26 protein-coding genes are annotated in these 24,784 nt (G+C 72.5%); 7 read left to right on the plus strand and 19 right to left on the minus strand.

The features are described 5' to 3' along the window. Positions 1-56: 56 nt before the first annotated feature. From AB0A97_RS38115 to AB0A97_RS38130, 4 genes are all read right to left on the minus strand, one after another. Positions 57-746 (minus strand): sigma-70 family RNA polymerase sigma factor, encoded by a 690-nt coding sequence (locus AB0A97_RS38115; protein ID WP_361159528.1) that lies wholly within the window; start codon positions 744-746, stop codon positions 57-59. A 157-nt stretch (positions 747-903) separates the two neighbouring features. Then, positions 904-1,755, minus strand: coding sequence for a helix-turn-helix domain-containing protein (locus tag AB0A97_RS38120; protein WP_361159531.1), 852 nt, complete (start codon positions 1,753-1,755; stop codon positions 904-906). Then, positions 1,752-2,012: a hypothetical protein gene (locus AB0A97_RS38125; protein WP_361159534.1), complete on the minus strand. Its 261-nt coding sequence runs from the start codon at positions 2,010-2,012 to the stop codon at positions 1,752-1,754. Before AB0A97_RS38125 ends, AB0A97_RS38120 begins: the two co-directional genes overlap by 4 nt. Before the next feature lie 922 nt (positions 2,013-2,934). Beyond that, positions 2,935-3,171: a hypothetical protein gene (locus tag AB0A97_RS38130; RefSeq protein WP_361159537.1), complete on the minus strand. Its 237-nt coding sequence runs from the start codon at positions 3,169-3,171 to the stop codon at positions 2,935-2,937. A gap of 394 nt (positions 3,172-3,565) precedes the next feature. Between AB0A97_RS38130 and AB0A97_RS38135 the strand changes: the two genes are divergently transcribed. Beyond that, positions 3,566-3,781, plus strand: coding sequence for a hypothetical protein (locus AB0A97_RS38135; RefSeq protein ID WP_361159540.1), 216 nt, complete (start codon positions 3,566-3,568; stop codon positions 3,779-3,781). Positions 3,782-3,788: 7 nt separating this feature from the next. On the opposite strand, the gene AB0A97_RS38140 is transcribed toward AB0A97_RS38135, so the two are convergent. Next, positions 3,789-4,073: a hypothetical protein gene (locus AB0A97_RS38140; protein WP_361159543.1), complete on the minus strand. Its 285-nt coding sequence runs from the start codon at positions 4,071-4,073 to the stop codon at positions 3,789-3,791. Positions 4,074-4,296: 223 nt separating this feature from the next. On the opposite strand from AB0A97_RS38140, the gene AB0A97_RS38145 reads away from it, so the two are divergent. From AB0A97_RS38145 to AB0A97_RS38155, 3 genes are all read left to right on the plus strand, one after another. Next, a complete protein-coding gene (locus tag AB0A97_RS38145) occupies positions 4,297-4,425 on the plus strand; it encodes a hypothetical protein (RefSeq protein WP_361159546.1) in 129 nt (42 codons plus the stop codon). Then, on the plus strand, positions 4,412-4,603 hold the full coding sequence (locus AB0A97_RS38150; RefSeq protein WP_361159549.1) for a hypothetical protein: 192 nt from the start codon (positions 4,412-4,414) through the stop codon (positions 4,601-4,603). Before AB0A97_RS38145 ends, AB0A97_RS38150 begins: the two co-directional genes overlap by 14 nt. Before the next feature lie 260 nt (positions 4,604-4,863). Beyond that, a complete protein-coding gene (locus AB0A97_RS38155) occupies positions 4,864-5,256 on the plus strand; it encodes a hypothetical protein (RefSeq protein WP_361159551.1) in 393 nt (130 codons plus the stop codon). 29 nt (positions 5,257-5,285) lie between these two features. Here AB0A97_RS38155 and AB0A97_RS38160 read toward each other — a convergent pair whose 3' ends face one another. Further along, positions 5,286-5,666: a DUF6415 family natural product biosynthesis protein gene (locus AB0A97_RS38160; RefSeq protein WP_361159554.1), complete on the minus strand. Its 381-nt coding sequence runs from the start codon at positions 5,664-5,666 to the stop codon at positions 5,286-5,288. Further along, on the minus strand, positions 5,666-5,890 hold the full coding sequence (locus AB0A97_RS38165) for a hypothetical protein (protein WP_361159556.1): 225 nt from the start codon (positions 5,888-5,890) through the stop codon (positions 5,666-5,668). Before AB0A97_RS38165 ends, AB0A97_RS38160 begins: the two co-directional genes overlap by 1 nt. 259 nt (positions 5,891-6,149) lie before the next feature. Between AB0A97_RS38165 and AB0A97_RS38170 the strand changes: the two genes are divergently transcribed. The 3 genes from AB0A97_RS38170 to AB0A97_RS38180 all read left to right on the plus strand — a co-directional run bounded on the left by AB0A97_RS38170 (position 6,150) and on the right by AB0A97_RS38180 (position 9,025). Next, entirely contained in the window at positions 6,150-7,637 is a 1,488-nt protein-coding gene (locus tag AB0A97_RS38170) for an XRE family transcriptional regulator (protein ID WP_361159559.1), read from the plus strand. Positions 7,638-7,650: 13 nt separating this feature from the next. Continuing rightward, positions 7,651-8,343 (plus strand): 2'-5' RNA ligase family protein, encoded by a 693-nt coding sequence (locus AB0A97_RS38175; RefSeq protein WP_361159562.1) that lies wholly within the window; start codon positions 7,651-7,653, stop codon positions 8,341-8,343. 175 nt (positions 8,344-8,518) lie between these two features. Then, positions 8,519-9,025 carry a hypothetical protein gene (locus tag AB0A97_RS38180; protein ID WP_361159565.1) on the plus strand — a complete coding sequence of 169 codons (507 nt, stop codon included), beginning with the start codon at positions 8,519-8,521 and terminating at the stop codon, positions 9,023-9,025. A gap of 124 nt (positions 9,026-9,149) precedes the next feature. Here the strand turns inward: AB0A97_RS38180 and mobF are convergent, their stop codons facing one another. The 12 genes from mobF to AB0A97_RS38240 all read right to left on the minus strand — a co-directional run bounded on the left by mobF (position 9,150) and on the right by AB0A97_RS38240 (position 24,688). Next, the gene (mobF, locus tag AB0A97_RS38185) at positions 9,150-13,382 is read right to left on the minus strand and encodes a MobF family relaxase (protein WP_361159567.1); all 4,233 of its coding nucleotides are present in this window, start codon (positions 13,380-13,382) and stop codon (positions 9,150-9,152) included. A 1,060-nt stretch (positions 13,383-14,442) separates the two neighbouring features. Then, positions 14,443-14,733 carry a hypothetical protein gene (locus AB0A97_RS38190; protein ID WP_361159569.1) on the minus strand — a complete coding sequence of 97 codons (291 nt, stop codon included), beginning with the start codon at positions 14,731-14,733 and terminating at the stop codon, positions 14,443-14,445. After that, entirely contained in the window at positions 14,730-15,017 is a 288-nt protein-coding gene (locus tag AB0A97_RS38195) for a hypothetical protein (protein ID WP_361159572.1), read from the minus strand. Before AB0A97_RS38195 ends, AB0A97_RS38190 begins: the two co-directional genes overlap by 4 nt. Positions 15,018-15,066: 49 nt before the next feature. Continuing rightward, positions 15,067-15,420, minus strand: coding sequence for a hypothetical protein (locus AB0A97_RS38200; protein ID WP_361159575.1), 354 nt, complete (start codon positions 15,418-15,420; stop codon positions 15,067-15,069). Positions 15,421-15,422: 2 nt separating this feature from the next. Further along, complete coding sequence (locus AB0A97_RS38205) at positions 15,423-16,034, minus strand: hypothetical protein (RefSeq protein ID WP_361159578.1); 612 nt, start codon at positions 16,032-16,034, stop codon at positions 15,423-15,425. 233 nt (positions 16,035-16,267) lie between these two features. Beyond that, positions 16,268-16,669 carry a hypothetical protein gene (locus AB0A97_RS38210; RefSeq protein WP_361159581.1) on the minus strand — a complete coding sequence of 134 codons (402 nt, stop codon included), beginning with the start codon at positions 16,667-16,669 and terminating at the stop codon, positions 16,268-16,270. A 162-nt stretch (positions 16,670-16,831) separates the two neighbouring features. Further along, a complete protein-coding gene (locus AB0A97_RS38215) occupies positions 16,832-17,692 on the minus strand; it encodes a nucleoside 2-deoxyribosyltransferase domain-containing protein (RefSeq protein WP_361159583.1) in 861 nt (286 codons plus the stop codon). 504 nt (positions 17,693-18,196) lie between these two features. Then, a complete protein-coding gene (locus AB0A97_RS38220; RefSeq protein WP_361159586.1) occupies positions 18,197-18,655 on the minus strand; it encodes a hypothetical protein in 459 nt (152 codons plus the stop codon). A 92-nt stretch (positions 18,656-18,747) separates the two neighbouring features. Continuing rightward, positions 18,748-19,245, minus strand: a complete 498-nt coding sequence (locus AB0A97_RS38225; RefSeq protein ID WP_361159589.1) for a hypothetical protein — start codon at positions 19,243-19,245, stop codon at positions 18,748-18,750. Positions 19,246-19,285: 40 nt separating this feature from the next. Then, positions 19,286-21,631 (minus strand): hypothetical protein, encoded by a 2,346-nt coding sequence (locus tag AB0A97_RS38230; protein WP_361159591.1) that lies wholly within the window; start codon positions 21,629-21,631, stop codon positions 19,286-19,288. An 88-nt stretch (positions 21,632-21,719) separates the two neighbouring features. Then, positions 21,720-22,145 (minus strand): conjugal transfer protein TraB, encoded by a 426-nt coding sequence (locus AB0A97_RS38235; RefSeq protein WP_361159594.1) that lies wholly within the window; start codon positions 22,143-22,145, stop codon positions 21,720-21,722. An 8-nt stretch (positions 22,146-22,153) separates the two neighbouring features. After that, on the minus strand, positions 22,154-24,688 hold the full coding sequence (locus AB0A97_RS38240; RefSeq protein ID WP_361159596.1) for a hypothetical protein: 2,535 nt from the start codon (positions 24,686-24,688) through the stop codon (positions 22,154-22,156). Between the last annotated feature and the right edge of the window lie 96 nt (positions 24,689-24,784).

Below are 24,784 nucleotides of genomic sequence, written 5' to 3' on the forward strand. Positions count from 1 at the left end.
TTGGGCCCAATAGGTCTTACCGGCCCCTGGACAGCCCTCCACGCCCCTGCGCCTTGTCAGTCAATGATCAACTGGCGGATGAGCTCCAAGAGCACTGCGAGGAAGCGCAGGTAGTCGAAGGCCGGACGCATCGTGTCCAGGCCGCGGCGAGCGCTCTGCGTCACCGTTCCCTTGGAAACGCCGTAGTCAGCCGCCACCGACTCTGCGGTCTCGCCGAGCGCTTTGTGGTCATAGAGGTACTGACGCGTCTTCTCCGGGAGCTTGTCGAGCTCCTCCTCCAGGAGGATCCGGTCGACCAAGGCGTCGATCGGATCCTGCGCGTCCTCCTCGGTCTCCAACAGGTCAGTGGGAATCTCCTTAGGATCGAGGGGGAAGCGCCTCCTGGCCATCCGCTTGGCCATGGCGTACATCGCGCGCTCCGGCGTCTTCAGCGTCTCGCGCTGCCTCCACAAGGCCTCCATGGCCTCCGCCATGACCTCGTCCACGGCCGCCTCACGCTGGCTGGACGGAAGGTAGCTGAGCTTCCTACACGTGTAGTTCCGCAGGCGTCGGCCGTACAGGAGATGAAACCGTTCGAGCGGATCCCGGTAGACCCAGCAGGGTTGGCACCACCAGCTGCGCTCGGTGTACAGCCCGGTCGGCGACTCCGTACGGGTGTCACCGATCGGGTCGTTCGGGAACACCACCGCCTGCCGGTGCGACTCGTCAGAGCAGCCCAGGCAGTCAGGCGACTGGTACTCGTCCACGTGCAGCCCCTCGGAACGGGGCCGATCCTTCGACGATCGGCCGATTCACCATGCTCGTGCACGACGGACAGCCTTTGGACGACAGCGAGTTCCGACTTTTCTACCCGCTCACCATTCCTGTACCTCACCCCAAGTACAGATCGCCGCCTTCTGGACTTCAGCGATCGTCAGGTGGGCCCTGTTCGCTGGCCGCCACCGCATGGAAGTGGAGGCAGACCGGACAGCTGGCCCCTTCCAGCACCCGGGCGAACGTATAACGGCTGAGCTTCCCGCACGGCCGGCACCGAGCAGCCCAGGGCACATGCATCCCGGGGAAGGGGTCGGCCGTCGCAAGACCGGCCTCCAGCATGAGCGCCGCCGCCCTTCTCGGCGTGTTCTCGCCCGGGGCGCCCAGCGGCGCCGGAGGCGACCGGCGCTTCAGCGCCGGTTCCTCGTGACGTCCTGCCCGGTGCCACGCCTGGGCCCACGCAGGGAATTCGCTCTGCGGGACTCCGCAGGCAGCCAGGTAGGCGTAGAGCTGCCCGAGCGAGGAAGTCGTCTGCTTCCGCTCCCGAATTCGCCAGGCGGCCATCCGCGAGAGCGGAGCGTACTGTCTGGCGAGCGTCTCCGCCCTCGCCTCCATGCACCGCAGCGAGGGAGCGCCGTTTCCTTCCCAGGCCCGCCGCAGGGCAGCCGCCAGGTCGGCGGGGGTACGGATCAGGTTCACGCGCGGGGCTTCCGTGAGGCGAGGGCGTCCCGGCCGGCCCGCGTTACGCCACAGGCGTTCCGCCAGGTCGATGTCCACGCCGCACACTGCGGCGAGACGTCGGGTCACCGGCCATGTCGGTCGCACCCGGCCGGCTTCCGCCCGTTGCACCGTTGCCACTGAGCTGCCGGCCTTCTCCGCGAGTCGCAACCGTGACAGACCGCGCCGCAAGCGAGCCCGGCGCAGTTCCTGCGCAAGCCGACCGATGGGATCGGTGTACCGGTCGGCGCCGTCGAGCGCCGACGGGCCGTAACTGCGGATCACGTTTGACCGGAGGTCAGCAGCATCCGCCCCGCACAGCGAAGTGCGGCGCTTTCCCAGAAGCGTCCTTGCCTGAGCCGGACCACGGCAACGGCGAACAGGCCAGCGCCAGCGAGCACCGTGGAAGCCTCGGGCAACGGTGTGCCGCGCTGGGGCACGAGCCCGGCCAGTACAAGGATCACCACGATGACAGCCGCCCCCGGTAAACCGAAGAAGGGACGGGCGGTGCCGCACGCGGCGACAGGGTGATGGACAGTCACTGTGACTCCCTGAGTTCGCTCCGGCGCGTTCGCGCGGCCGGAGGCGTACATGAACTGGCTCCCCTTGGATGCCGCAGGCGGTTGGCTCCGCCGGGCTGCGGCGGAGCAAATCGTGCCAGTGCTCAGCGTGTCTCTGCGCCCACCACGTTCACGGCTGTCCCGCCGGTCCCGAGAGGTGGTTAGCCGGACACGTGCCAGATGCGTTGGCCACAGCCGAAGACTGGTGTGCGACCGGCTGTCACCTGACCTGCCGCGATGCCCTTGACACCAACCGGATCAGGATGTTCCGCAAAAGGCCAGAGCCTTTTTCGCCCAGCCTTGACCCACTTCGTTTTGCCGGACCGGTGCCGTACTTGCGACCATCCAGCAACGCACTCGCGAGTGCGTTGCCCTGACGTACCGCTGGCTCCCATCACCGCGACGACCAGGGACCTGTGAGGCGTGTTGGCTCACCCTCACGAAGAAGGCCGGCCCCTCGGGATTCCGGCCTTTCTTCGTATCGGCAGGAGCGGTGCCCTCCCTAACAGAGACGGAAACGTCACGCCGAGCCGCGGTGACGCTCCGCCTGGGCGACGACGCCCGGGTCGGCGGCGGCGAAGCGGGCCCGCCGCGCGGCAGCAGCCCGACGTCCTGAGCGACGCCGTCGATCCAGCGGCCGTCCGGGCCGGGGCCGCCCTGCAGCCGGCGCAGGACCGGTTCGGTGCCCACGTACACGACCGCGCGCCCGGCCTGATGGTAGGCCCGCAAGATCGCCCGCAGCGCGCTCGCGGTCTTCGGCGTGAGCGCGACCTCGACGGCGAGCAGGCGCCCGTCGGCGCGCACCAGGACCAGGTCCGGCCAGTGCACGGCGCGGGCGCCGGCCACTGTGCCGAGCAGCTCGCCACGCCGGGCAGCGGTGGGTACCCGCAGGTCCGCCAGGAGCTCAGCGGCCCGGCGCGGCTTCGGCGGTGCGCACCTCCCGCTCGGTGAGCACGGTGTGCCCGTCGGCCTCCAGGGAGAGCCCGACGTCCGCGAGGGCCAGGCGGTGCAGCAGCCGCTCACCCGGTGGGCGCGGAGCAGCCAGGCCGACCCCGTCGATCCGGGCACCACGCTCGCTAGTTGGCCCCAACCGCACGATGCGGCGGTAAGAGAAGCGCAGGGTGACCTGCGTAGCGGACACCCCACGTTCTCCGCCCGGCGGCGCACCGGATGCACGAGTTCGCGGAGAAGCCGGTGGAAGACGTCGAGGCGGTCAACAGGCGGCCCGCCCTGGCAGGGGCGGCAACGCCGCGGTGCAGGCGCGGCAGGGGCCGCGACGCCGGCTCCGGCGCGAGGTCGTCGGCGACCTGCGCTTCGGGATAGCGCACCGGGCCTTCTACTCCCTCAGACCTTCCTTCGGGGTGACAGCCGCCCTGACGACAAGCAGGAGGATGTTCGTGGACGAGTGGTTAGTGGACTTACTGCTGGGCTTCGTACGGCAACTCGTGCTGCCGGGCCTGGTGAGGGCGGCCTGGAGAGCCTGGCGCCGTGTCCGCCGGCGTGCGGCCGCAGGCGTGCGGGCTCAGGGTGGAAGCATGGCCGCGCCGATCACCGTGCACCGGCCGTCGGACTCCGGCGGCCGCCGGGTCTGCGTCCGTACGGCCGGTATCGACCGCGATCTGGGCATCGCGTTCTCGGACGTCGATGTCGAGGAGTTTCTGCGGCGGGCCGGGCTGCCGGAGGGCGCCGCGATTCTCGATGACCCGGGCTGGGTGGAGTGGCGCGGCGGCCGGGAGTGGGGAACCGGCTGACGTACGGCTACTCCGCCGGTACGGCGTGCTGCAGGGCGGCGCGCAGCAGCTTGACGGTGGCGGCCGCGGCCGCCAGGGCCTCGGGGTCGGCGGCCGTACGGGCGGGGTCGTCCAGGAGCGCGACGGCGGCCTGCAGCACCCCGGCCTGGACGGGCACGGTACGCAGCGCGGCGAGAGCGGCTGCGGCCTGCCCGGCCGGAGTGTCGGTAACGGGGCCGGCGGGCTGGGGGATGAGGGAGCTGACGCCGCGTCCGAGGGGCGTACGGGACGGCTGAGCCGGTGCTGTGGTCACCGCGTCAGTGTGCCGCCTGGCCCGCAGCCGGGCCGTCAGCGGGGCTGACCGCGCCGCCGCACGCCTCTTGTTGGGCCCGTTGGGTCCAATGGGGGCAATTGCACGCGCGGCCTGCCTTGTGGGGCGGCGCATCCGCGTCGGGTGCGGGGGCCACCGGTCCTTGACGGTCCTGGCCGGGGGCCGGACGCTGGCTGGGACGCCGCGCGGGAAGGGGACGACGGTGATGGCCCAAGGACCGGGCATACTCGAGGAGGTCAACGGCTACCCGCTGCTGGATGCCGAGACCGTCGCCGAGCCACAGGACGACGTCGGCGACGACGAGGCGAACAGTGACGACGATGGAGCGGGATGAGTCGGGGCGGCGCTGGGCCGAGGCGTATCTGCTGCGGCCCCCGGCACAGCGCCTGCCGATGACCACCGACGATCCGTTCTGCTCCGTGCACCCGGACACCGAGCCGGTGCGCGTGCTGCGACGGGTGCCCCTGTGCCCGGCCTGCCTGCGCCAGCCCCGCTACGGAGCACCGGAGTGAGCACATCTGCGGCCCCGGTCGGCACCCGCCGCGCAGAGTGCGGCGGGTGCCGACCGGAAACCTCTCGTTTCCCGGTCGGCGTGCACCGCTGAACCGCGGGCCTGGCGACCGGAGAAAGGGGGAGGGCGATGGCGGGCGGGTGGCGGACCTGCGACGGGCCGGGGTGCGGCAAGACGGTGCCGGCGACGAGCGGCACGGGGCGTCCGCGGCGGTACTGCTCCGAAGCGTGCCGGTCCCGCTGGAGGCGCATCGCCGCCAGGATGCGTCGGCGACAGGCGCTGCGGGAGGAACGTACGGAGGCCCTGGGCGAGCCGCGGCACGAGCTGCGGACCGCGGCCTACCGGGCGGCGGCTGCCGCCCGGGCCCTGGCCGCCCTCGTCGACGCCGAGGAGGTGCGCGGCGAAGGCGAGATGGAAGACCGCCACTGGCGTCCCGAGCGGGCCGCCGCGCTCTACACCCGCGCCGCCCGCACACTCGCCGAGGCGGCCGAGGACGTCCTCACGGCCGCGGTGCGCGCCGACCGGACGGCCGGGGACAGCTGGACGGCCGTCGGCCGCGCCCTGGACGTCAGCGCGGACACCGCCGCCCGCCGTCACGGGAGCACCGCCTCACCCGTTGGACCTGTTGGGACCAACACCCCCGACCCCTCTTGACCTGGCGTCCCGCAACAGGATCGCTGCTTTCAGCGGGTGTGGGCGGTGAGGCGGTCCAGACGTTCGTACAGGGCGCGGACCATGCGGGCGCGGCCCTGGGCGCAGCGCACGGTGCCCTGCAGCGGCGGGGTCAGGCGCCGATCGGCTTCGCCGAGGACGACCTCGGCCAGCGCCCGCGGGCCGCTGTCCTTCGGGAGGCGGGCGGCGTGCTGCTGGACGTCGGCAGCGACCGCGCGGGCGTGCCCGGTGAGCTGGAGTGCGATCTGAACGTAGTCGCGATCGTGCAGAGTGGGTTCCTCGGGCCAGGCGAGCACGATGGCGACCAGCGACTCGTAGGGGACGCGGTCGAGGGGGGCGTGCGCCTGGATCAGGTTCGCGGGGTCGTACAGGGCCGTGTAATGACTGCTCATCAGGGCCTCGCGGTGGCGTCGCAGACCGCCTGGTTCGGGGGCGCCGGGTGGTGCGTCTGTTCGTGCAGGATGACGCGTACGAGGATGTCGGCGGCGTTGGCGCCGGGCTGCCGGGCCTCGTCGCTCAGCGCGCGGCAACCGGGGCAGTCACGGTCATCCGCACCGCCTTGGGTACGGACAGGCGGGGTGCCGGCGGACGGCTCGTGGTAGTGCGCGGTGGGCATGGCGCGGCCTCTCGGAGTGGTCTGCGCCCGGTGGTGAAGGGGGCGGGCGCGCGCTACCACGCTGTCAATCCCGACGAAGCCTGTCGCGGGCAGCGGCGTCCAAAATTCCTGGACACGGGTGAGGCGCCGCCGTCTGCACCGATGCCGTCGGCGGTGCTCGGTCCTGGGCACCGGGGCGGGTGGGGGAAGCGGCGATTCGGGTCCGGCGGGGCGGCTGCGGCCCTACCGTGGCCCCAGCACCAGCACGAAAGGGGGCGTCGTGGGCCCCAGTCCCGGCTCGATGGCAGGCGCGAAACACGCACGCGACCGGCTGCGCCAGCAGATGACCGACCACGGCTGTACCCGGCGGGACATCGCGGCGGAGATGCGCGTGCGGTTCGGGGCCCGTCCGCGTGAGGCGTGGCGGCACGCGTACGGACTGACGCTGCAGCAGGCCGCCGACCGCCTCAACGACCTGGCAGCCTCCCGCCCGGAGTCGGCGGTCGCGGCGGACGCCTCGCTGCTGGGCAAGTGGGAGAAATGGCCCGCCTCACGGCGCAAGCCGGCGCCGGGGCTGGTGTCGCTGCTCGCCGAGCTGTACGGCTGCACGGCCGGGGACCTGCTGGACATCGCAGACCGCCAGGCCCTGCCCGACGGTGATCCGCTGCTCCTGCTGTCCGCGGCCGCCGCCCCCGCCAGTACCGCCCCGCCGGATCCGGTGGAGCCGTACGCGTCCGTACCGGCGGCCGCGGACCCGGGCCCTGCCGAGCTGGTGGAGCTTGCGTCCGAGGAGGCGGTCGCGTGGGCGCAGTGGGCGGAGTCCTCCAACGTGGGCGAGATCGCCCTGGAGCAGCTGCTGGCCGACACTCAGACCCTCGCCGCCCGCTATCTGTGCGAGAAGCCCGCTGCGGTCTTCCGTGAGACCCGCGCGCTGCGCAACCGCGTCTTCGCGCTGCTGGAGGGCCATCAGCACCCGCGGCAGTCCGCCGACCTGTACCTGGTCGCCGGCTACCTGTGCGGGCTGCTGGCGTGGATGTCCTGCGATCTCGGCCAGCCGCGGCGGGCCGACACCCAGGGCCGCACCGCGTGGCTGTGCGCCGAGCTCGCCGGCCACGACACGCTGCGCGCCTGGGTCCTGTCCACCCGTTCGAAGGTGGCGTTCTGGGACGGGCGGCTCAAGGAGGCCGTCACCCTCGCCCGCCGCGGGGCCGAGCTGAGCCCGCACGGCACCGCCGGCGTGCTGCTGGCCTGTCAGGAGGCCGACGCCTGGTCGCGCCTCGGCGCCGCCGAGGAGGCCCGCGCCGCACTCGGCCGGGCTGCCCAGGCCCAGGAGAGCGTCCGCGGCCGCGACGACGTCGACGGGCTCTTCTCATGCGGCGACTTCCGCCGCGTCAACTACGCCGCCGCCGCCCACCTGCGTACCGGCGCCCCCGAGGCCGCCCTGCGCGAGGGCACCGGGGCGCTGTCGGACCCGGCGCCGCACGCGTACGGGACGGCCGCGCAGCTGCACATCACCGTCGCCGCCGCCCACCTGGCGCTCGGCGAGCCGGAGGGCGCCGCCGAGGCCCTGGGCCCGGTCCTCGCCCTGCCGTCCGAGCAGCGCCTCGCTCCCATCGCCACCCGGCTGCACGACCTGGCCGCCGACGTCGCCCGCTCCCCGGTCGCCTCCGGCCGGACCGCCAGCACCCTGCAGAGCGCCGTCGAAGCCTGGTATCTCGACTCCGCCCCGCGACGCCTTGCCCTCTCGCCAGGCTCCCTGGGCGACTGATGAGATGCGGCCCATGACCCGACACCCCGACGCGCACCCGCAGATGGCCGACCACTGGTGGTGGCGCCCCGGCTGGCAGCCCGGTCGCCGTTTCCTGACCTTCCACTTCACCTTCCAGGACGCCCCCGAGGTCCACCGCCTGGCCGCCGCGTACCGTACGGCGCTCGCCGGCGCCGGCGGGCTCGATCTCGTGCCCGACCGCTGGCTGCACCTGACCACCCAGGGGCTCGGCTTCGCCGACGCCGTCCCCGACGACGAGGTCCAGGTCGTCCTCGCCGCGGCCGCCGACCGGCTCACCCTCATCCCGCCGTTCGACCTGACGCTGCACCGCCCCGAGATCACCCCCGAGGCCATCCGGTGGGAAGCCGCCCCCGCCGGCCCTCCGACGGCCGTACGGACGGCGCTGCGCGACGCCATCCGCAGTGTCCGCGGCACCGTCGAGGAGTCCGACGCCGGCTTCGCCCCGCACATCTCCATCGCCTACAGCAACGCCACCGGTCCCGCCGCCCCCGTCCAGGCCGCCCTCGACGCCGTGGACGCCGCGCCCGCCACCGCGCACATCGACCGCGTCGAGCTGATCGTGCTCCACCGCGACCGGCGCATGTACGAGTGGGACACCCACACCCGGCTCCCGCTCGGTTCGCAGACGCCACCTGAACAGCCCTGGGGTCCTAGCTCGGGTACCAGCCGCAAACTAGCTGGATGATCACGTGCCCGCCGCTGCGGGGGCCTGTTCTCGTGCTCGCGCTCACGCCCGGCGTTATCACCCGTATGCGTCAAGGCGGGGAGCGTGAGACGGAACAGGACTCCATCCTGGATGCGACTCCGCTTCGGCGGAATGCCGAGTTCCGCCGAAAGCTCACGGCCTTCGGGAGGCTGACATGTCCGGCATACATGACTTGCAGCAGAGTGGCCCGGATCCCATTCCCGGCAAGGACCCGAACCAGGGCCTGACGCCGCAGGACGCCATCGCGCCCGATACGTCGGGAATGGTGGGCGACATCGAAGCCAAGCACGTGGGGTTGTGGACCAGCGTGCTCGTGGGCTTCCTGGGAATCAGCTGGTCCGGGTGGTGCTACGTCGTGCAGGACAGGAAGGACGCACCGAAGTGGCAGTTCGGCCCCTACGAGAAGGGCGGTGACTGGTATCTCCGCGTCTGGAACGGCTCGTACTGGTGGCACGCGACCCCCAACCTCACCGGCGACGAGTACGCACTGGGCGGGTTCGCCCGGCAATGGGCCCAGCCGCTGGTCAGGGTCGAAGGAAAGTCCGGCTATGTTCCCAAGAACCGCCAGGAACAGCCCCACGAAAAGGAGGGAGAAGAAAAGCGGTGGCTCTACTGCAAGGGAGGCGGCCAGTTCAAGGCGCCCCTGGCCCTCTGGCCCTGAGCTGAAGCCGGTGTAACGACCGGATGAAGCGACATTCCGCCGACGCGACTGGCGACGTTCCTACCGTCGCCCCATCGGGGAGCGACGCTCCGCACCTACTTACCCCCGTTGGGTCCAATAGGTCTTACCGGCCCATGGACGGCCCTCCACGCCCCTGGGAGGGCGGTGTGTGCCGGTAGGCGGCAGCCGACTGCTCGGCGGCCGTCCTGGCCCGCTCGGCGGCCGTCCTGGCCCGCTCGGCGGCCGCGCGCTGTTGCTTGGCGGCGTACGACCGGCGGGCCCTGGCCTCCTTGTCGTGCAGCTCGGGGTACTTCGCGGCGATGGTCTTGCGCAGGGCCTGCTCGGCCTGGCCGGCCGCCACGGTCTTCCGGCTCTTGGCAGCCGCGTCGGTGTACTGGGTGACCTCGCCCTGCAGGCGGGTCAGCGTCTGGGCATCGCGCCGATCGAGACGGATCTCGATGCCGGGCAGTTGCTCGCGCATCTTCGCCAGCCGTTCGGTGACGGTGGCGACGTCGTCCGGCGCGGGCTTCTGTGCGTCGACATCGCGGAACTGCCCGGCGAACTGGCTGGTGCGGATCGTCTCCCACGCCTGTGCCCGGGCGGTGTTCGCCGCGCTGCGGGCCTCGCTCTCCGCCATGCGCCAGGCCGCCCGCTCAGCGGTGACCTCGGTGATGTCCGCCGCGATCTGCTTCTTGGTAACGCCTTCCCGCAGCCGCGCCAGGCGGCCCAGATCCTTCTTCGGCTCCAGGTCGTCGCGCAGGCGCCGCTCCCGTTCGTCCGCTTCCTTGCGCGCGTTGGCCGCCCGGGCGAGCTGCTGGGCCGCCTCCTGGGCCTTCGCCTCCGCCTGGTCCAGCAGGGTCTCCGCCGAGGCGACGAACGCCTGCCCGCGGGTCTGCCCGGACGCCTTCTCCTGGGCCAGGCGTTCTTCGAGGAGGCGGGCCTCCTGTGCCGTCTGCGCGGCACCGCGCTCGGCGATCCCGGCCCGCTCGTAGGCCAGCCCGATCACCCGGGCCAGGTCGGCGTCCGACCGCGTGCCGTACGGCCGGGCCTTCCAGGACTGCACCGACGCCACCTCCCGCTGACGCTGGGACTGCGCCAGCCGCTTCTCGCTGGCGGCCCGCTCCCGGGCGTCGTCCTCGTTGTCGGGCTGAAGCTGCACGGCGGCGGGCTCGACGGCGGCCGGGACCTGCTGCCGCTCCTCGGCGGCGAGCCGCTGCGCCTGCTCGTACGCCTCGTGCGCCCGGCCGGAGGAGACGGCTGTCGCCGCCTGGGCCCGTCGCCGGGCGGCCTCGGACTCCTCGCGGACCAGCTCGTGCTCGCGTACGGCTGCCTGCTCCGGTACGCGTACGGCCGGGGCCGGCGGTTCGCGCAGCAGGTCCGAGACCATGTAGTCGCCCCGGTCCTGGCCGAGGAATCTCGCGAAGGCATTGACGGCGCGGTGCAGGCGTTCGGTCTCGGTGCGGGCCTTGCCGAGGCGGGCCTGCGTCTCGTCGTCCTCGATGGCGGCCAGCGGCAGCCACAGATGGTTCTCGGCGCGGCCGCGCGTGATGCCCGGATAAGTCGCGAACGCGTTGCTGCCGTGCCCGTACAGCAGGCTGACCTCGCTGGTGAGGCCCTGGCTCGCGGCGACGGTCATCGCGTAGCCGAGGGAGAGGGCGCCGGAACTGATGGCCTTCGGCCCGTACCAGGCAGAGACGTAGTCGCCCGTCTTCTTGTCGCGCCAGGTGATCTCGACGCGGTGGTTCTCGTCGATCGCGGTGACCACGGCGCGGTAGCCGTTGAGGACGTCGGGGCCCTCGCCGCGCCTGCTGCGGTAGTCGTTCTGGCGCACGCGGACCAGGTCCCCCACGGCCAGATTCAGTTCCGCGCCGCCGGACAGGGCGTAGCGGTGCTCGGCTCCGAGTTCGCCGCGCTGCCGGCGGATCTGCTGCGCGCCGAGGTTGAGCAGCTCGACGTCGCTGTTGCGGGCGGCCAGCACGGTCAGGGAGTCGATCAAGTCGTGCGGATCGCTCCAGCGGCCGCGGGCCTCGTCCCAGGTGGTGAGGATCTGCTCGTGGGCCTCGATGGCGCTCTCGGTGGCATGGACGCGGCCGGTGTCGGCGAGGATGCGCAGGGCCTGCTCGTGGTCGCCGGTGCGCCACACCTCCAGGGCGGCGCGTTCGGCGTCGTTGCGCTGGCGCCGGTTCTCGGTGAGGACCAGGCCGTTGACGATGCGGTGGACTTCCTTGAACCAGCCGCCCGGGCCGATCGCCTGCAGCTGCTTCGGGTCGCCGATCGCCACCACCTTCGTGCCGGTGCGGGCGGCCTCGGTGAACAGGGCGGCGGCCTGCCGGTCGTTCGACATGGTGGCCTCATCGACGACCAGGACGTCGATGTCCGTGAGCCCGTTGCCGTCGCGGATCTGCTGCAACCAGGAGGCGATCGAGCGGGCCGGGATGCCGGAGGCGTCGTCCAGCGACTTGGCCGCGACGGCGGACACGGTGGCACCGGCATAGGTGTGGCCGGTGGCGTCCCACGCGATGCGGCACGCCTCCATGAGCGTGGACTTGCCGGTGCCGGCCGCGCCGATGTGCGCGTCGATGCCGAGTCCGGCGGTCAGCGTCCGTTCGATGGCGGCGCGCTGCTCGTCGGACAGCGCGAATCCATTGGCCACCTCGAAGACGGACATGGCGGCCGCGGCCTGCTCGACGGTGAGCTGCACCGCGCCCTCGTCGACGCGCGCCCGGGCCTGCTCGATGACGGTCTTCTCGGCGTCGAGGATGTCGCGGGTGGTGTAGCGGGCGGTGGACGACATGAGGACGGGTCCGCTGTCGGGCAGCCGCACCGCGTAGCCCTCGACGGCGAGGACCTGGTCGGCGAGCTCGTCCAGGAGGCCCGGCTCGGCGCCGAGGCCGAACTCCGTCGCGTCCGCCACGGCGCCGAGCAGCTGCGCGCGGGGGAACGACTTCTGCGACGCGGTCAGTCCGGTCTCGGGGTCGAAGACGATGCGCGCGAGGTCGTCCGGGCCGGGAAGCCGCGGGCCTCCGCCGGGGCCGTCGATGCCCGCGCCGCCGCCGTCGGGAGGTCCGGGTGCGGCGGCCGCCACCATCGCGTCGACGTCGCCGACGACCGCCGCGGCGCGCGTGCGCCAGCTGGTGCGCATCCCCGACGCGTCGGCGTCGACCTTCGCGCGGCGGGTCTCGTCCGCGACGCGCTGCCGTTCCTCACGTGAGGCGTCCTCGGCAACCTGCTCGTTGACGGCGGCGTGGCGGCGGGAGAACGCGTCGCGCAGCTCCTCGGGCATCCCCCGGATCTCCCACGCGCGGGTCTCGGGGTTGTACTCGCGGCGCACGCCGAACGTCTCGTACGTCAGCTCGCGTACGCGCCCCTTGAAGTAGCCGTCGAGGGCCTTGGCGTGCCGGTGGAAGTCCTGCCCGCTGTTCGCAACCGCCCTCCACTCGCCGTCCTCGCACAACGCCATGTTGGCGATCGTGACGTGGACGTGCAGGTGCGGGTCGCCCGGCTCCCCGGCCGTCACCGGACGTGCGGCGAGGTGCTCCACCGACCAGCCGAGCAGACCGCCGGTCGCGATGCGCACCTTCTCCCCGTCCTCGCCAGCCACGGCGTAGCCGATCCACTGCTCGGCCTGGCGCACCGTGTCGTCCTTCGCCCGCTGCACCAGCTCGCGGAACGTGCGCTCGTCGAGGTCGCCCATGAGTCCGGAGAGCGCGCTGTCACTCTTCGGCAGATCGAGCACGAGGTCCCATCCGCGCACCCGGGTGTCGAGCCGCTTGTCCGCACTCGCGCGTGCCCGCTCGACCGTCTCGGCGCCGTAAATGTCGTCCAGGTCGAGGCCGACCGCGCGCGCCAGCTTGTGCAGTTCGGTGACCTTCAGGCGCTGCGCTTCACCGAACCGGTTGACCATCCGCAGCTGCGTGGCGAGCTGGCGCTGCTGCTTCGGCTTGCCCGCGAAGAGGTCGGCCGGCTCGACGCCCTTCTCGGCGGCGAGTGCTTCGATCGCCTCGGTCAGCCGGGCGACGGTCAGCTGCGCGTCGGGGTGGGCGCGCACCGACGCGGTGGAGGCGAGCAGCCGGGCACCGGTGGCGGGGTGGCAGCCGTTCATGATCCGGCGCGCGGCGTCCTTGGCGTCGTCGTCCAGACGGTCGCCCGCGGCGTACCCGAAGACGGTCATGCCGCTGCCGACCCACACCAGGTGGCCATCGCCTTCGGGTCGCAGCCGGTAGTCGAGAGCGGCGTCGACCGTGTCGTCGACGACGAGGGTCTCCGCCGCGTCGGCCTCCACCACGCCGCACCCGGCCTGCTCGCGCAGCCGGTACTCGACCTGTGCGTCCGCCTTGATCTTCGTCAGCCAGGCCATCCGGCCGCCCTCCCGCTTGTGCGCTTGTGCGCCGTTCGGCCCGGCCGTGCCGGAGCTCCCCCGACGGGGGGAGCTCCCTTTGTGCCTAGGTCTTGTCTGATCTTGGATCTGCAGATGGGCAGTCAGCTCATCTGCAGGGATCTTTGACGGTAGCTCCAGATCAGCGGTTGCAGAAATAGTGTTTGGCTTGGTGGGGCGACTATCTCGTTGGAGGACCCGGTGGGTGGGGTCCGCCGACAGCACGTCACAGGTCTACCGAGTGCGGAAGGCAGTCAGCAGGGCGTCCGCGAATCGCGGACGCTTCCGCGCGGTCATTACGGACGGTGACCGGTGGGCGGACAGCCCGGCATGGTCTGCGGGGGCCGGATCGGCCCCCGGAAGGGGGTCGCCGGCGTCGACGGCGGGGCGGTTCACGACCCCTAGGAGGCGCCCCCGCGCATCCCGCGACACTCCCGCGCTTTGCCTGTGCTTAACGTTCTTCGGGGGCCGCGATCCGCGCGCGCTTTACCCTTGCATTACCCGATGGTCGGCACGGTTCCGCGGCCGTACGGTCCCCGTCTGAGCGGCAGGGGACGGTCCCCGTGACAGCTCGTCAGCGGCACGGTCCCCTTCTCGCGCGAGACGATTCCGGAGCGCGGGGACCGGTCCCCAAACGACAATGCCCCCGACTGCGGGGAGCGCAGGCGGGGGCATCGGGAAGCGTTCGGGCGGTGGCACGGTCGCCGGTTTCCGGGGCCGGAGCAGGGGCGGCCGCGGCACCTTTTCGGGTCGAGCCGGGGCCTCACCGGGGCCGGGGGAGGTACATCCCGCACGTGGAACCGCCTGAGCGCGGACATGCGAAAAGGCCCTGCCGGGCTCCTCACCCGGCAGGGCCTTTTCGGTATGCGGTGCGAGCGGGTTCGCCCCAGCAGTGCGTCGCGTCGGGGCGGGGCCGTCCGCGCCCGGTTCGGTGTCACCGACGTGGTACTCGGCGGCCAGCTCGGCGCCGGCCACTACACTCGGCACACGACGAGACCCCCGGCACTTTGCCTGCCGGGGGTCTCTGTCATGAGGCGGTTGGTCAGTGGAACCAGACCAGGACGGGGATCCGGATCTCCCTGGTGTCGGGGAAGACGGTGTACTCGAAGACGACCGGCTCGCCCTCGATGGCGAGCGAGTAGCGCACGCCGAGGTCGTCCATCGGGTCGCCGGGCAGCGGCTGCTCCTGGTCGTACGCGAAGCCGACTTCCAGCGCGAGTGCGACGAGGAAGCTGACCACCTTCTTGCTCAGCTCCGGCGGCATGTCGAGCATCACGCCCGCCGGGGTCTCCTCGGTCCAGACCGTCCAGCCGCGGCGCGGCGGCTCGCTCATCCGGCGTCCCTCTCCTCCAGGCGCTCGCTGATCTCGCTCAGCGATACGAGGTTGCGGCCGGCCGCCGCGTTGGCCCGGCTGGCGTCGGCACCGCGCGCGCGGTCGAGCATCGCCGTGTACCACCAGCGGCGCATCACGGCCGCCACGTCGTTCTCCTCGGCCGCCAGGACCTCGGAGAAAAAGGCGAGACGCTTGGCGCCGGTGAGGGCGTCGCCGATCGCTTGGATGGTGTGCGCGATGGCCGGGGTTCGGCGGTCCGCCGGGTGTTCGGGTTGGGCGCTCACTGCACGCTCCCTTCGGTGGGGTTTCGAGTGTCCTATGCTCGCCGGGCCGTCAGTCCTTGAACGGCCCGGGAACCTCGTATCCGTTGCCCTCCAGCCACGCCAGGACGGCCGCGCGCTCCGCCTTGGCCTGCTGGTACTGCCCTCGCCTGACTTTGCCGTTGATCTCGTCGGACGCGATGCACGTGGCACGCTCGGTGACCCAGGAGGCCAGGGCCCAGCCCTGTTTCATCGCCCCGACCGCCGGGGGCAGCTCCTGCCGCTCGGTGAAGGCCGCGGCGTCCTCCTGGGCCTGTGCCAGTTTCGCGTTCGCCTTCTCCGCCTCGGCGCGGGCTTTCTCCAGCCGCTCGGCGAAGTAGGCGTTGATGACCGCCACGGCATCGGTGCCGGTGTCCGTGTTGCCCATGCTCAGCACTTCTCCCCGAGGAGCTGCGCAGCCATCGGCCCGGCCTCCTCGTTGACCCGGCGGGCGACTTCGCGAACAACCTGCTTGGCCTCCTCGACCAGGCCGCGGCCCTCGGTGTGCTTCGGGGTCGGAAGATCCCAGCCGACCGCAGGGACCATCACGTTCGAGACGGTAAGGACGGCAGGGCGGCCCGGCTTGAGGGTGGGCTCCCAAGGGTGGCGGTACGTGTCGTCACGGGTCGAGAGGTCGTACTGGGTCGTCCAGTCCTGCCATGGGTGGCGGGGTCGGCGCTCGGACAGGAAGGCGTCGAACCGCACCGGCACGGAGACCTTGAAGGCGAGCGAGCCGGTGCCGTCCTCGTTCTCGGCCCAGACCGCTTCGATGCCCTGGAGGTCGGGGCGGAACGTCACGTAGTCGAGCAGCACGGGCGGTGTGGCCACCCGCCAGGCCGCCGCGGCGAACTCTTCGAGCGGCAGCGGGGTGCCGTCCTCGTCGTGGAATTCCTCCAGGCGCTGGCTGAGGTAGACGCCGTAGCGGCTGTGGCCGTCGCTGGCGCCGGAGCGGTCGCCGGGTTCGTCCACGGACACGAGGGTCGTGGAGGTCCAGTCGGTCATGGGTCCGGTTCCTTTCTGGAACGGCGCGGGGCCACCACATCGGCGGCCCCGGTCCATCTTGGTGGGTCGGTCCGGCCGTCCGGGAGCGGACCGGAGAAGTCAGCGGCGCGCACGGAGACGCCGGCGTGAGGCGCTGGCAGATGCGATCCAGCGCCTGACCGGCGAGCGCGGGTGGATCCGCCCGGACTTCACCATTAGACCTGTTAGGTCTAACGTGTCCGATACGTGCGGACCTAGAACGGCGGCCCGATGCTGGCGTGCGCCGGGTCGGCGTAGCTCGCAGCACGGATACGCAGCTGGTAGTCGCAGGCGACGGGCGCCCCGGGGGCGGTGTCGAGCTCGTCGAGCATCACGATCAGCGCGTCCTCGTCGGGAATTTCCGCGTACAGATACGTGCCGCAGGCGCAGGGCGCGATCAAGGTGAGGACGTGCTGCGCCTCGCCGACCTGGTCGCGGCGTTGGGTGGTGTGCAGCCACCAGCTGTGGTTGCCGTCGGCGGATCCGAGGGGGGTGACCGCGCACGCCGCGTACGGCGAATCGTCGACCGGCGGGTAGCCGGTCCAGGACATGGGCGTGACGGTGGCACCGAGGGTGTCGGGGAACGAGCCGATCATGGCGGCTTCGGCGGCCAGCAAGCCGACGTCAGATGAGGTGCTGCCGCCCGCCCGGGGCAGCCGAGGTGGGTGCCCCGGACCGGACACGCGGTCACCGGTTCCGGCGGAACGGGTCGGCGATGTCACCGCTGAGCACAGGGCGGGCAGGCCGGTCACCAGTGACCGCCCCGCTCACCTCGGAAGTCAGGGACGCTCGGGGTTGGTGACAAGTGCGAGGGCCTCTTGAACGGTCGCCTGCAGGCTTTCGCGGACCGGGACACCGTGGCGTTTCGCGACATAGATCAGGTAGCGGTTGCGCTCCGGGTTGCGGCAGTCCGGCGGGCAGCCCAGAACCGCCCGGCCGGTGCCGACGTCCAGACCGAATTCCACGTTCGTGGTGAAGCCCGGCATGGTCCGTAGATCGCGCGGAATCCAGAACAGGATTGCGTCGGCCTGCTGGCGGGCGGCCGTCTCCCAGCCGACCTGGTCGTCATAGTGCTCGGCACGCTCGCCGTCGCGTGACTCGGGAGACACCACGATCAGTGGCACGGAGCCGGTCCACTGCGTGGCGAGCTCGTCGATGGCCGCCGGACGCCAGGATTTGACGTCGCCTCCGGCCCGCGGAGTGGGCCCGGCGAGGAACACCGCGGGTCCCGTCTCCGGGATGTCCTCACGGGCATAGAAGACCTTGATCCTCTTCGCCTGCGCCGTGGCGGCTTCATGCTGAGGCGTCCAGGGCAGCGGCAGGCCGTCGGCCGTGCTGCGGGGCACGACGTGGATGTGCAGGTGGAACTGGGTCTGAGTTCCGTGGACGCCCTTCGAGGTGATGATGTTCGCGTCCGGCAGTTCGGCCATCAGCTCGCAGGCGTGCGCCATCGTGCGGGCGGAGACCTGCGGGTTGACGCCGGCGTCGGCGACGTGGGTGCGCGGGATGACCAGGACGTGTCCCGTGCTCACGCCGCTGCGCGGGCGGATGGCAAGGGCGTCGTCCCATTCCCGTACGACGGTGGCGGGTGCCTTGCCTGCCACGATGGCACAGAACGTGCAGGTGGTCGGGGCCTTCATCGGCTCTCCTCAGAAAGCGGGGGCCTTGCTGCCGGACCATCCGGCCACCGCACCCGCACGGCAGAGCCGCGCGGGACGGAAACAGGCAGGTCAGGTAGGACTGAGCGAATGTTGATGTTCGTCCCGTCTGCTCGATGTACGGCTGCGCCCCCCGGGGGGCGCAGCGGGCCGCAGCCAGGGGTGTCAGCGGGACGCCGACGCATCAGGACGGCCGAGGTGGGTGATCTGGACCGATATCCCGAGCGCGCGTAGCTGCTCGGCGATCTCCTCGGCGACGGCGGGCCAGCGCCTGGCCGACGATGAGCCGCCCTTCAGGGCTGCGGGTGAGGGCGCGGCGTACGGCCGGGGCGCGGCCGCCGAGCCGCTGCCCCGACCTCGAGGTGGCGGCCGGGCGGGGCAGCGGCGCGGCGTCGACGATGACGGGCCGCAGCGCCGGCGGGGCGTCGTGGTGCGCGGTTCCGTACGAGACGATGACCACGGTGCTCAGCGGCGCCGCCACGGCGCTCAGCGCGGCGACCGGACGATGTCGACCCAGACCGGCAGGCCCCGCTGGGAGCGGGCGAGGCGGCCGCGGCCGAGACCGACATGCAGATAGCGCAGGACCCGGCGCCCCTCTTTGGCGAGCGGCACCAGGTCCGTACGGGAGGTGACCGCGCGCAGCTGCTGGACGGCACCCTTCAGGAGCGCCACCTCCTCGATGAGCACCGGGATCGTGGCGGGCTTCCTGCCCTCGGCGACCTGCGCGGCCCCCAGGCGCTGGAGGAGGGCCTCCAGGAACTCCTCGGTCAGCTGACGGTCGGCCCGCTCGCTCATCAGGGAGACGGCGGCCTCCAGGATCCGCTCTACGACGTGCAGGTCCTCGACCCCCAGCGGAGCGGCGGCCCGCTCAGAGGCCGCGTCGGACGGCGTCCGCGGGACGGGGACGGGCAGGCAGTTGGCACGACGGGCGATCTCGATCTCCATCGTTCGTCCTTTCGGGCCGCCGGTACAGCGGCCGTTGTGGTGTAGGGCCTGACGGGCTGTGAACTGGGGAAAGAAAAAGATCGATCTGCGGGTCAGCCGCGCAGTTCGTTGCGGCTGCGGGCGACGAGTCCGCGGGTCTGGCTGGTGACGCTGCGGTGGTCCTGCAGGACGTGGGCGCCGCTGTAGTGGTTGTGGATCTCGGGCGGCGCCGCGACGGCCTCCTTGCCGCGCCGGAGCAGGCGGGACAGGGCCAGGAGGAAGGCAGCGGGCCCGGTGGTGACGATGCCGACGACGGTCGGGCTGACCTGGCCCGCGGTCCACAGCACCAGGGAGACCGAGCCGCCGAGCGAGACGACGGCGACGCTCCCGGCGAGCAGGAGACCGCTGAGGTCCGTGGCCCGCTGGCTCATCGGGGGCCGCCCGGGCTGCGCGACGGGCTGCGCGGCGCCGACGGCGGGCACGGGGCTGGGGTCGCGGTACGACGTCGCCGCGAGGGGCTGGGGCTGGTAGGCGGCCTCGATGAGGCGGCGGGCCTCGACGGCCGCCGATGATTCGTCGAGCCGCGGCCCGGGGACGTGCTCGTGCTCCACTGCTTCTCCTTCGCGTGTGGTGTACATCCGGGTCTCCCGTTCAGGACAGGCGGTAGATGCCGCGGCCGACCGGGATGAGGGCTTCTTCGGCCGTGAGTTTGTTGACCTCGTTGTTGACGGCGCCGGTGGTGGGGCCGCCGTCGGTGCCGCAGCCGAGGGCCTTGCGCAGATCGCGCAGGGCCATGCCCTCGGGCACGTCGGCCAGGGCCGCCAGGATCCGCTCGCGGATCGTGGGCCCCTTGGCCTTGGCCGCGGCGAACGGCGACGGGGCCTCCCCGGGCCGCTGGGCGCCCTCGGGGGCGTCGGCGGCTCCCGCTGCCCCGGCCGGTCCCACCGTGGCGTCGGGGGCCGTCTGCGGGGCGTCTGTGGCCTGCGGGGCGGGGGCGTCGGCGGTGGTGTGCCGGTGCTCGTAGGCGGCGCCGGCGGCCGCGGCCTCACCGGAGGTGAGGGTGGGCAGCGGGCGGCCGTCCATCAGCTCTTCGAGCTGCGGGTAGCGGCCGCCGATCTTCTTCAGCACGAACGTGCGGAACAGGATCGCCTTGCCTTCGGTGATCAGCCAGCCCATGCCCGGCGTGGGCACGCCCTCCACGGCCGCGGTGCCCTCGAACAACTCCTTGGCACCGGCGCCTTCGTAGATCCGCTCCGGAATGGGGTGGATGTGTGCGCCGATGGGGGCGATGCCGTCCAGGCCCATTCCCTGGGTGGACGAGGACGCGGTCCGCAACAGAAAAACATGACCTTCTTTGCCCTTTTCGCGGATCTCGTGGTTGTCGCCCAGCTCCTTCAGGTGCAGGCTCTGGACGGCCAAGTCGATGCCGATGCCGACTTTCTGGCCGGTCTTTTGCAGGTCGGCGATCATCCACGCGGCTTCCTTGCGGACGTCCTGGTCCAGGGAGGAGAGCAGGCGGTTGATCTCGTCGCCGGTCCACTGGATCAGCCGCCACGGGCCGCGGAAGTCGAAGTCACCACGGCCGTTGGAATGCTTTTCGCGGTATGCCTTGACGGCATGCAGGGCGCGCAGTTGCCGCATCGTCTCGACGGGGCCTTTGGCCATCCAGTCGACGCGGCCGTCCATTTCCGGCAGCGACATGCCGCCCTGGACATCGGCCATCCAGGAGATGACGCCGGAGATGCGCTGCGCGGCGCCGAGCAGACGCATCAGCCCGGATTTGCCCGCGCCGGTGGTCCCGGCGGTGATGCCGTGCTGCGCGCGGCCGGTGTCGTGGTTGAACAGCTGGATGCGGGCGGGGCTGCCGTCGTGGGCGATGCCGACGGAGATCCGTCCGCGCTCGTCCATCGTCAGGTCCTCGGCGGTGGGGGCGCGCACGACCAGCAGCGGGTTGGTGCGGTAGATGTAGCCGACCGCTTCGCGCGGCCCGGCGCCTTCCATGACCAGGCGGGAGGTGTCGTCGATGCCGAGTGCGCTGCACAGGGCGTCATGGTTGATGCCCAGCCGTTTGCCACGCGCCGCGGCGATGCGCAGCCGGATCTCGTCCTCGCCGATGTCGTACTGGACGAGCTGGACACCGGGGGCGGCGCCGCCGGTGATGTTGACGTGCTCGTTCCAGATCCGCAGCAGGGCCTGCTCGGGGCTCTCCTCCACGGCGGCCGCGAAGGCCTTGGCCCGGCGGGCCTCGGCGAGCTTGGGGGCGACCTGGAGGGCGATGCGGCCGGGTCCGGTGTCGGGCAGCTCTGCGGTTTCCACGGCGTCCACGGGCACGTCGAAGACCGCGGCGATGGAGCGTTTGTCCAGCAGGCGGGGCACCGCCTGTCCGGCCGGGGCCAGGACGACGGCCTCGAAGTCCGGCTGGCCATCGGTGTACTGGCGGATGCCGACCAGCTCGGTGGCCCCGGTGATCTCGGCCCGGGCCCACAGGGCCCGCATGTGGTCGTCGAAGGTGACCGGCTGCGGCTGCGCGGCGCTCTGCGGCTCGGCGAGGACGGGCAGCGTCTCGACGTACTCCACGGCCCGGGCCAGGCCCTTGGACCGTGTCCAGGGCGCCGTCACCACCATGGCTGCTGTCCACAGGCCGGCGCCCAGCATCGGCCAGCCGTTGGGGTAGCCGATGGCGGGGGCGAGCAGGCCGGCGCCGTAGGCGGCGGACCAGCCCAGCACCGGCAGGGCCCGCATCGCGGAGGCCAGCTGGGCGGTCCAGTCGTCGCTGGCGCTGCGCTTCCACAGCCGCATCCCGGCGGCGGCGCCGGTGGCCAGGGCCGCGCCGTGGCCCCACCAGGGCAGGTCCACCAGCGGTCCGGCCGCGGCCCAGGTCCCGGCCGCGCCGTAGAGCAGGCGCTCGGCCAGGGCCAGGCGGCGGGCGGCCCTGCGGGTCAGCCCCTGCTCGGCGTCGGCGGCCGCGGCCGGTGCTTGCACGATCTCGGTCGTCATGTCCCCTCCCGGGGTGCATAGGAAGGGGAGGGGCCCGGCGTGGCGGGCCCCTCCCAGGGAGGCGTCCGCCCAGGCCGGGCGAGCGCGGTTACTTGACTTCGTTGAAGCCGGGCTTGGGCTGCTGGACGCCCATCGTCTGCACGGCCTCGTAGATGCCGCCGTACTCGTTCTGGTGGGCATCCCCCAGGTTCTGCGCGTCGTGCTGCATGTCGTCGGCCCTCTGGGCCAGGTCGCCCGAGGCGTCGGCGACTTTGCGCAGGGCACCGGAGCCGTCGAGGATCAGCGCGGTGAACTGCGGCGCCACCTCGGCTGCGTCACACATCTCGGACATGTGGCTGGCCGCGTCGGCGTCCTTTTCCATCCGTCGCTGCCAGGCCCACACCTTCTCCTTGAGCAGCAGGGCCCGGCTGGTCAGCGCGGTGACCTCGGTCAGCAGGGTGAAGAATCCGAGGCCGTCGGTGTTGGCCACGGCGGCCAGGCCGCTGTCGTCGCGGGGGACGAGTTCTTGGGACACGGTGTTCCTTAGTTTTCGTTGTGCACGCGGGCGGACGGGGTGCGCAGGCCCGCGTCCGCGGTCGCCTGCGTCAGGGGCCGGTAGGCGTCGTCCATGGCCGTCTTGGCCTCTTCGTTGAGCTCGGCGGCGTTCAGGGACTCGACCTGCATCTCCTCCGCCTTGCGGGCCAGGACCTCCATCGACTCGGCCAGCCGGTGCATCGCCGCGCTGGTCAGCCGTCCGATGACGTTGTTGCGGGTGGCGAGGACGGCCGCCAGCTCATCGAGCGCGTACTGCAGCTCCCGGGCCGCCGCGGCGAGCAGGACGCACTCGTCGTGCGCCTCGAAGGCCCGGCTGACCACGCCGTCGAGGAAGTCGATGACATCGTCGAGGGTGACCTCGGTGGCGTGCTCGGCGCTCATCTCGGCGTCCGGCAGGGACAGGGCGGCAGACGGTGCGGACGTGGACGTGGCCACGGGCGCCTCCTTCGTGATCGTGGTGCTCGGTCGACCGGAGAGCGCGGGCATTGGCCGCTCCTCCCCGGTGGTCAGTGCGTCGCGGCCCGGCGCCGCGTATCCCGCCGGGAAAACCTGCTCGGCCGCCCACGTCTGCGTCTGCCGGGGATCGGTGGCCCGCATCGAGTCGTAGGCGCTGCGGCGTTCCTGACGCGGAGGCTGTTGGCCCGGCGGCGTCCAGAACGTCCATCCGGCCCCCGGCGGCGTCTGCTGCTTCTGCTCACGGCGGCGCTGGTCGCGCTGGCGCATCCGGCGCAGCCGGTCGGCGAAGTCGGCCTTCGCCCGGGCGAAGGCGGCGTCGGGACCGGGCCGCGCCTGCCTCTGCTTCCTGGCCCGGGTCTTGTTCAGGTTCACCTTCGGGCCCGTCCCGCCGGTGCCGCCTGGCTTCTTGGCCCTGGCCTTGGTCTTGGTCTTGGTCTTGCGCCGCTGGGCCTTGCCCAGCACCGGCTGCGGGGGCTTCTTGCGCCGCCGCTTCAGCCGGCGCTGCGCCTTAGCGGTGACGGTCTGGCCCAGCGCCTGGCCCAGCGAGGTGCGGCCCCCGCGGCCCCCGGACTTCCCCGAGGGCTTCGGCTTCTTGGTCAGGTTCACCTTCGGCGCGGGGCCGCCCCCGGCGCCCGACGGCTTCGGCTTCGGCTTCGACTTCTTGGTCAGACTGACCTTCGGGGGCGTCGGTCCCGGGCCGGGCTTCGGCTTTTTCGTCAGGCTGACCTTCGGCCCGGTCGTGCCGGAGCCTGATCCGCCCTTGCCGCCGGCGGCCTTCTTCTGGGGTTTGGCCGGGCTCAGCACCGGCGGGGCCAGGCGCTGGCGCCGCCGGTGCAGCCGGTCGCCCGCTTCCTTGGCGACGGCCTGGCCCAGTGTGGTCCGGGCCGCTTTCTCGGCCGCCTTCTTCTGGCGCCGGGCGTCCTGGGCCGCCTCTTTGCGGTCCCGGGCCCGCTGCCGGGCGCGCGTGCGGCCCTCCAGCCGGGTGTCCTTCGCGGCCCCGCGCCGCTGCAGGCGGGCGGTCTGGCGGGCGGCGGCCCGGTCGTTGCGGCCCTTGGCCCGCTCCAGCGCCGGGGAGTGCTTCGAGCCCGAGCGGCCGTTCGACGGCGCCTTGATGCCGGAGCCCTTGCCCGACGCCCCGGTCGCACCACCGGCTCCCTTGGCGCCGGAGCCCTTGCCGGAGGAACCCCAGGAGCCGCCGGAGCCCTTCGGCCCGGTGCCGCCCTTGCCGGACGCGCCGGGGCCGCGGCCGCCGCCCGGCGTGTGCGCCGTGCCCGTACCGGGCTTGCCGCCGGCACCGGGGCTCGTCTTGGACCCGCGGCCGGTACCGGTCGAGCCCAGCGACGTCGTACGGCCGCCACCGGACTTCCCGTCAGGCTTTGCGCCGCCCAAGCCGCCGGACCCGAAGCCGCGTCCGCCACCGCTGCCGCCCGAGGAGCCGCGGCCGGAGCCTCCGCTGGAGCCGCGGCCGGAGCCCAGGGCCTTGCGGCCGTAGTCCTGGCTGGAGGGGGCGCCGCCGTGCTTGGCGCGCTGCTGGACGGCCTTGTCGCCGATGCCCTGCATCGCCACGCCGTGCTTGGCGGCCGCCTCCTCCAGGGCGAGCTGGTGCTTGAGACGGGCCTCGCGCAGCGGCGCGGTCTCCGCCTCGCGTTCCAGACGGCGCTGGCGCCAGTCCTGCACCGCGGCCGCGGTGCCGCGCAGGGCGGCCAGCGCGACGGCCAGGGTCGCCGCCATGCCGAGCGTCCCCAGGCCGGGGCCCTCGGCATCCTCGTCGCCCTCCGGCTCGTCGGTGCCCTCCGTACGGAGGGCGACCGCGGCCTCGCCGGGGGCGGGCGGCAGCGACGGGGTCAGGGCGGCCAGGGAGTCGGCCGCCGACCGACGCCGGCGGGCCGGAAGGGCCGCCGCCCCGTCCTCGTCCGGCTCGGACTCCGCCGGGCCGGTCGGCGGGACGGCGGGCGGCGCCGGGGGAGGGGCGCCGGGGACCGGGGGGAGCCCCGGCGGGGCCCCGCCCCGGGGACGGAAAGAGACGATGGTTCCCCCTCCGTCGCCGTTCCGGTTGTCGTCAGACACAGGTCCTCCAGGGGTTGACAGAGGGTGACCGGGTCGGGGATCCTCGCGCGCCCGCGCGCCCATGCGCCCGCGCGCCCGCCTTGAGGCCCCCGACCC

This window comes from Streptomyces sp. NPDC045470, assembly GCF_040646595.1.
In the GTDB taxonomy this organism is placed as follows: domain Bacteria; phylum Actinomycetota; class Actinomycetes; order Streptomycetales; family Streptomycetaceae; genus Streptomyces.

Excerpts from the sequence above, each read along its gene's own strand:
- AB0A97_RS38145 (WP_361159546.1), top strand. The coding sequence starts at position 4,297 with ATGGCCCAAGGACCGGGCATACTCGAGGAGGTCAACGGCTACCCGCTG.
- mobF (WP_361159567.1), bottom strand. The coding sequence starts at position 13,382 with ATGGCCTGGCTGACGAAGATCAAGGCGGACGCACAGGTCGAGTACCGG.
- AB0A97_RS38155 (WP_361159551.1), top strand. The coding sequence starts at position 4,864 with ATGCGTCGGCGACAGGCGCTGCGGGAGGAACGTACGGAGGCCCTGGGC.
- AB0A97_RS38180 (WP_361159565.1), top strand. The coding sequence starts at position 8,519 with ATGTCCGGCATACATGACTTGCAGCAGAGTGGCCCGGATCCCATTCCC.
- AB0A97_RS38135 (WP_361159540.1), top strand. The coding sequence starts at position 3,566 with ATGGCCGCGCCGATCACCGTGCACCGGCCGTCGGACTCCGGCGGCCGC.
- AB0A97_RS38200 (WP_361159575.1), bottom strand. The coding sequence starts at position 15,420 with ATGGGCAACACGGACACCGGCACCGATGCCGTGGCGGTCATCAACGCC.
- AB0A97_RS38205 (WP_361159578.1), bottom strand. The coding sequence starts at position 16,034 with ATGACCGACTGGACCTCCACGACCCTCGTGTCCGTGGACGAACCCGGC.
- AB0A97_RS38220 (WP_361159586.1), bottom strand. The coding sequence starts at position 18,655 with ATGGAGATCGAGATCGCCCGTCGTGCCAACTGCCTGCCCGTCCCCGTC.
- AB0A97_RS38215 (WP_361159583.1), bottom strand. The coding sequence starts at position 17,692 with ATGAAGGCCCCGACCACCTGCACGTTCTGTGCCATCGTGGCAGGCAAG.
- AB0A97_RS38175 (WP_361159562.1), top strand. The coding sequence starts at position 7,651 with ATGACCCGACACCCCGACGCGCACCCGCAGATGGCCGACCACTGGTGG.
- AB0A97_RS38160 (WP_361159554.1), bottom strand. The coding sequence starts at position 5,666 with ATGAGCAGTCATTACACGGCCCTGTACGACCCCGCGAACCTGATCCAG.
- AB0A97_RS38165 (WP_361159556.1), bottom strand. The coding sequence starts at position 5,890 with ATGCCCACCGCGCACTACCACGAGCCGTCCGCCGGCACCCCGCCTGTC.
- AB0A97_RS38230 (WP_361159591.1), bottom strand. The coding sequence starts at position 21,631 with ATGACGACCGAGATCGTGCAAGCACCGGCCGCGGCCGCCGACGCCGAG.
- AB0A97_RS38190 (WP_361159569.1), bottom strand. The coding sequence starts at position 14,733 with ATGAGCGAGCCGCCGCGCCGCGGCTGGACGGTCTGGACCGAGGAGACC.
- AB0A97_RS38150 (WP_361159549.1), top strand. The coding sequence starts at position 4,412 with ATGGAGCGGGATGAGTCGGGGCGGCGCTGGGCCGAGGCGTATCTGCTG.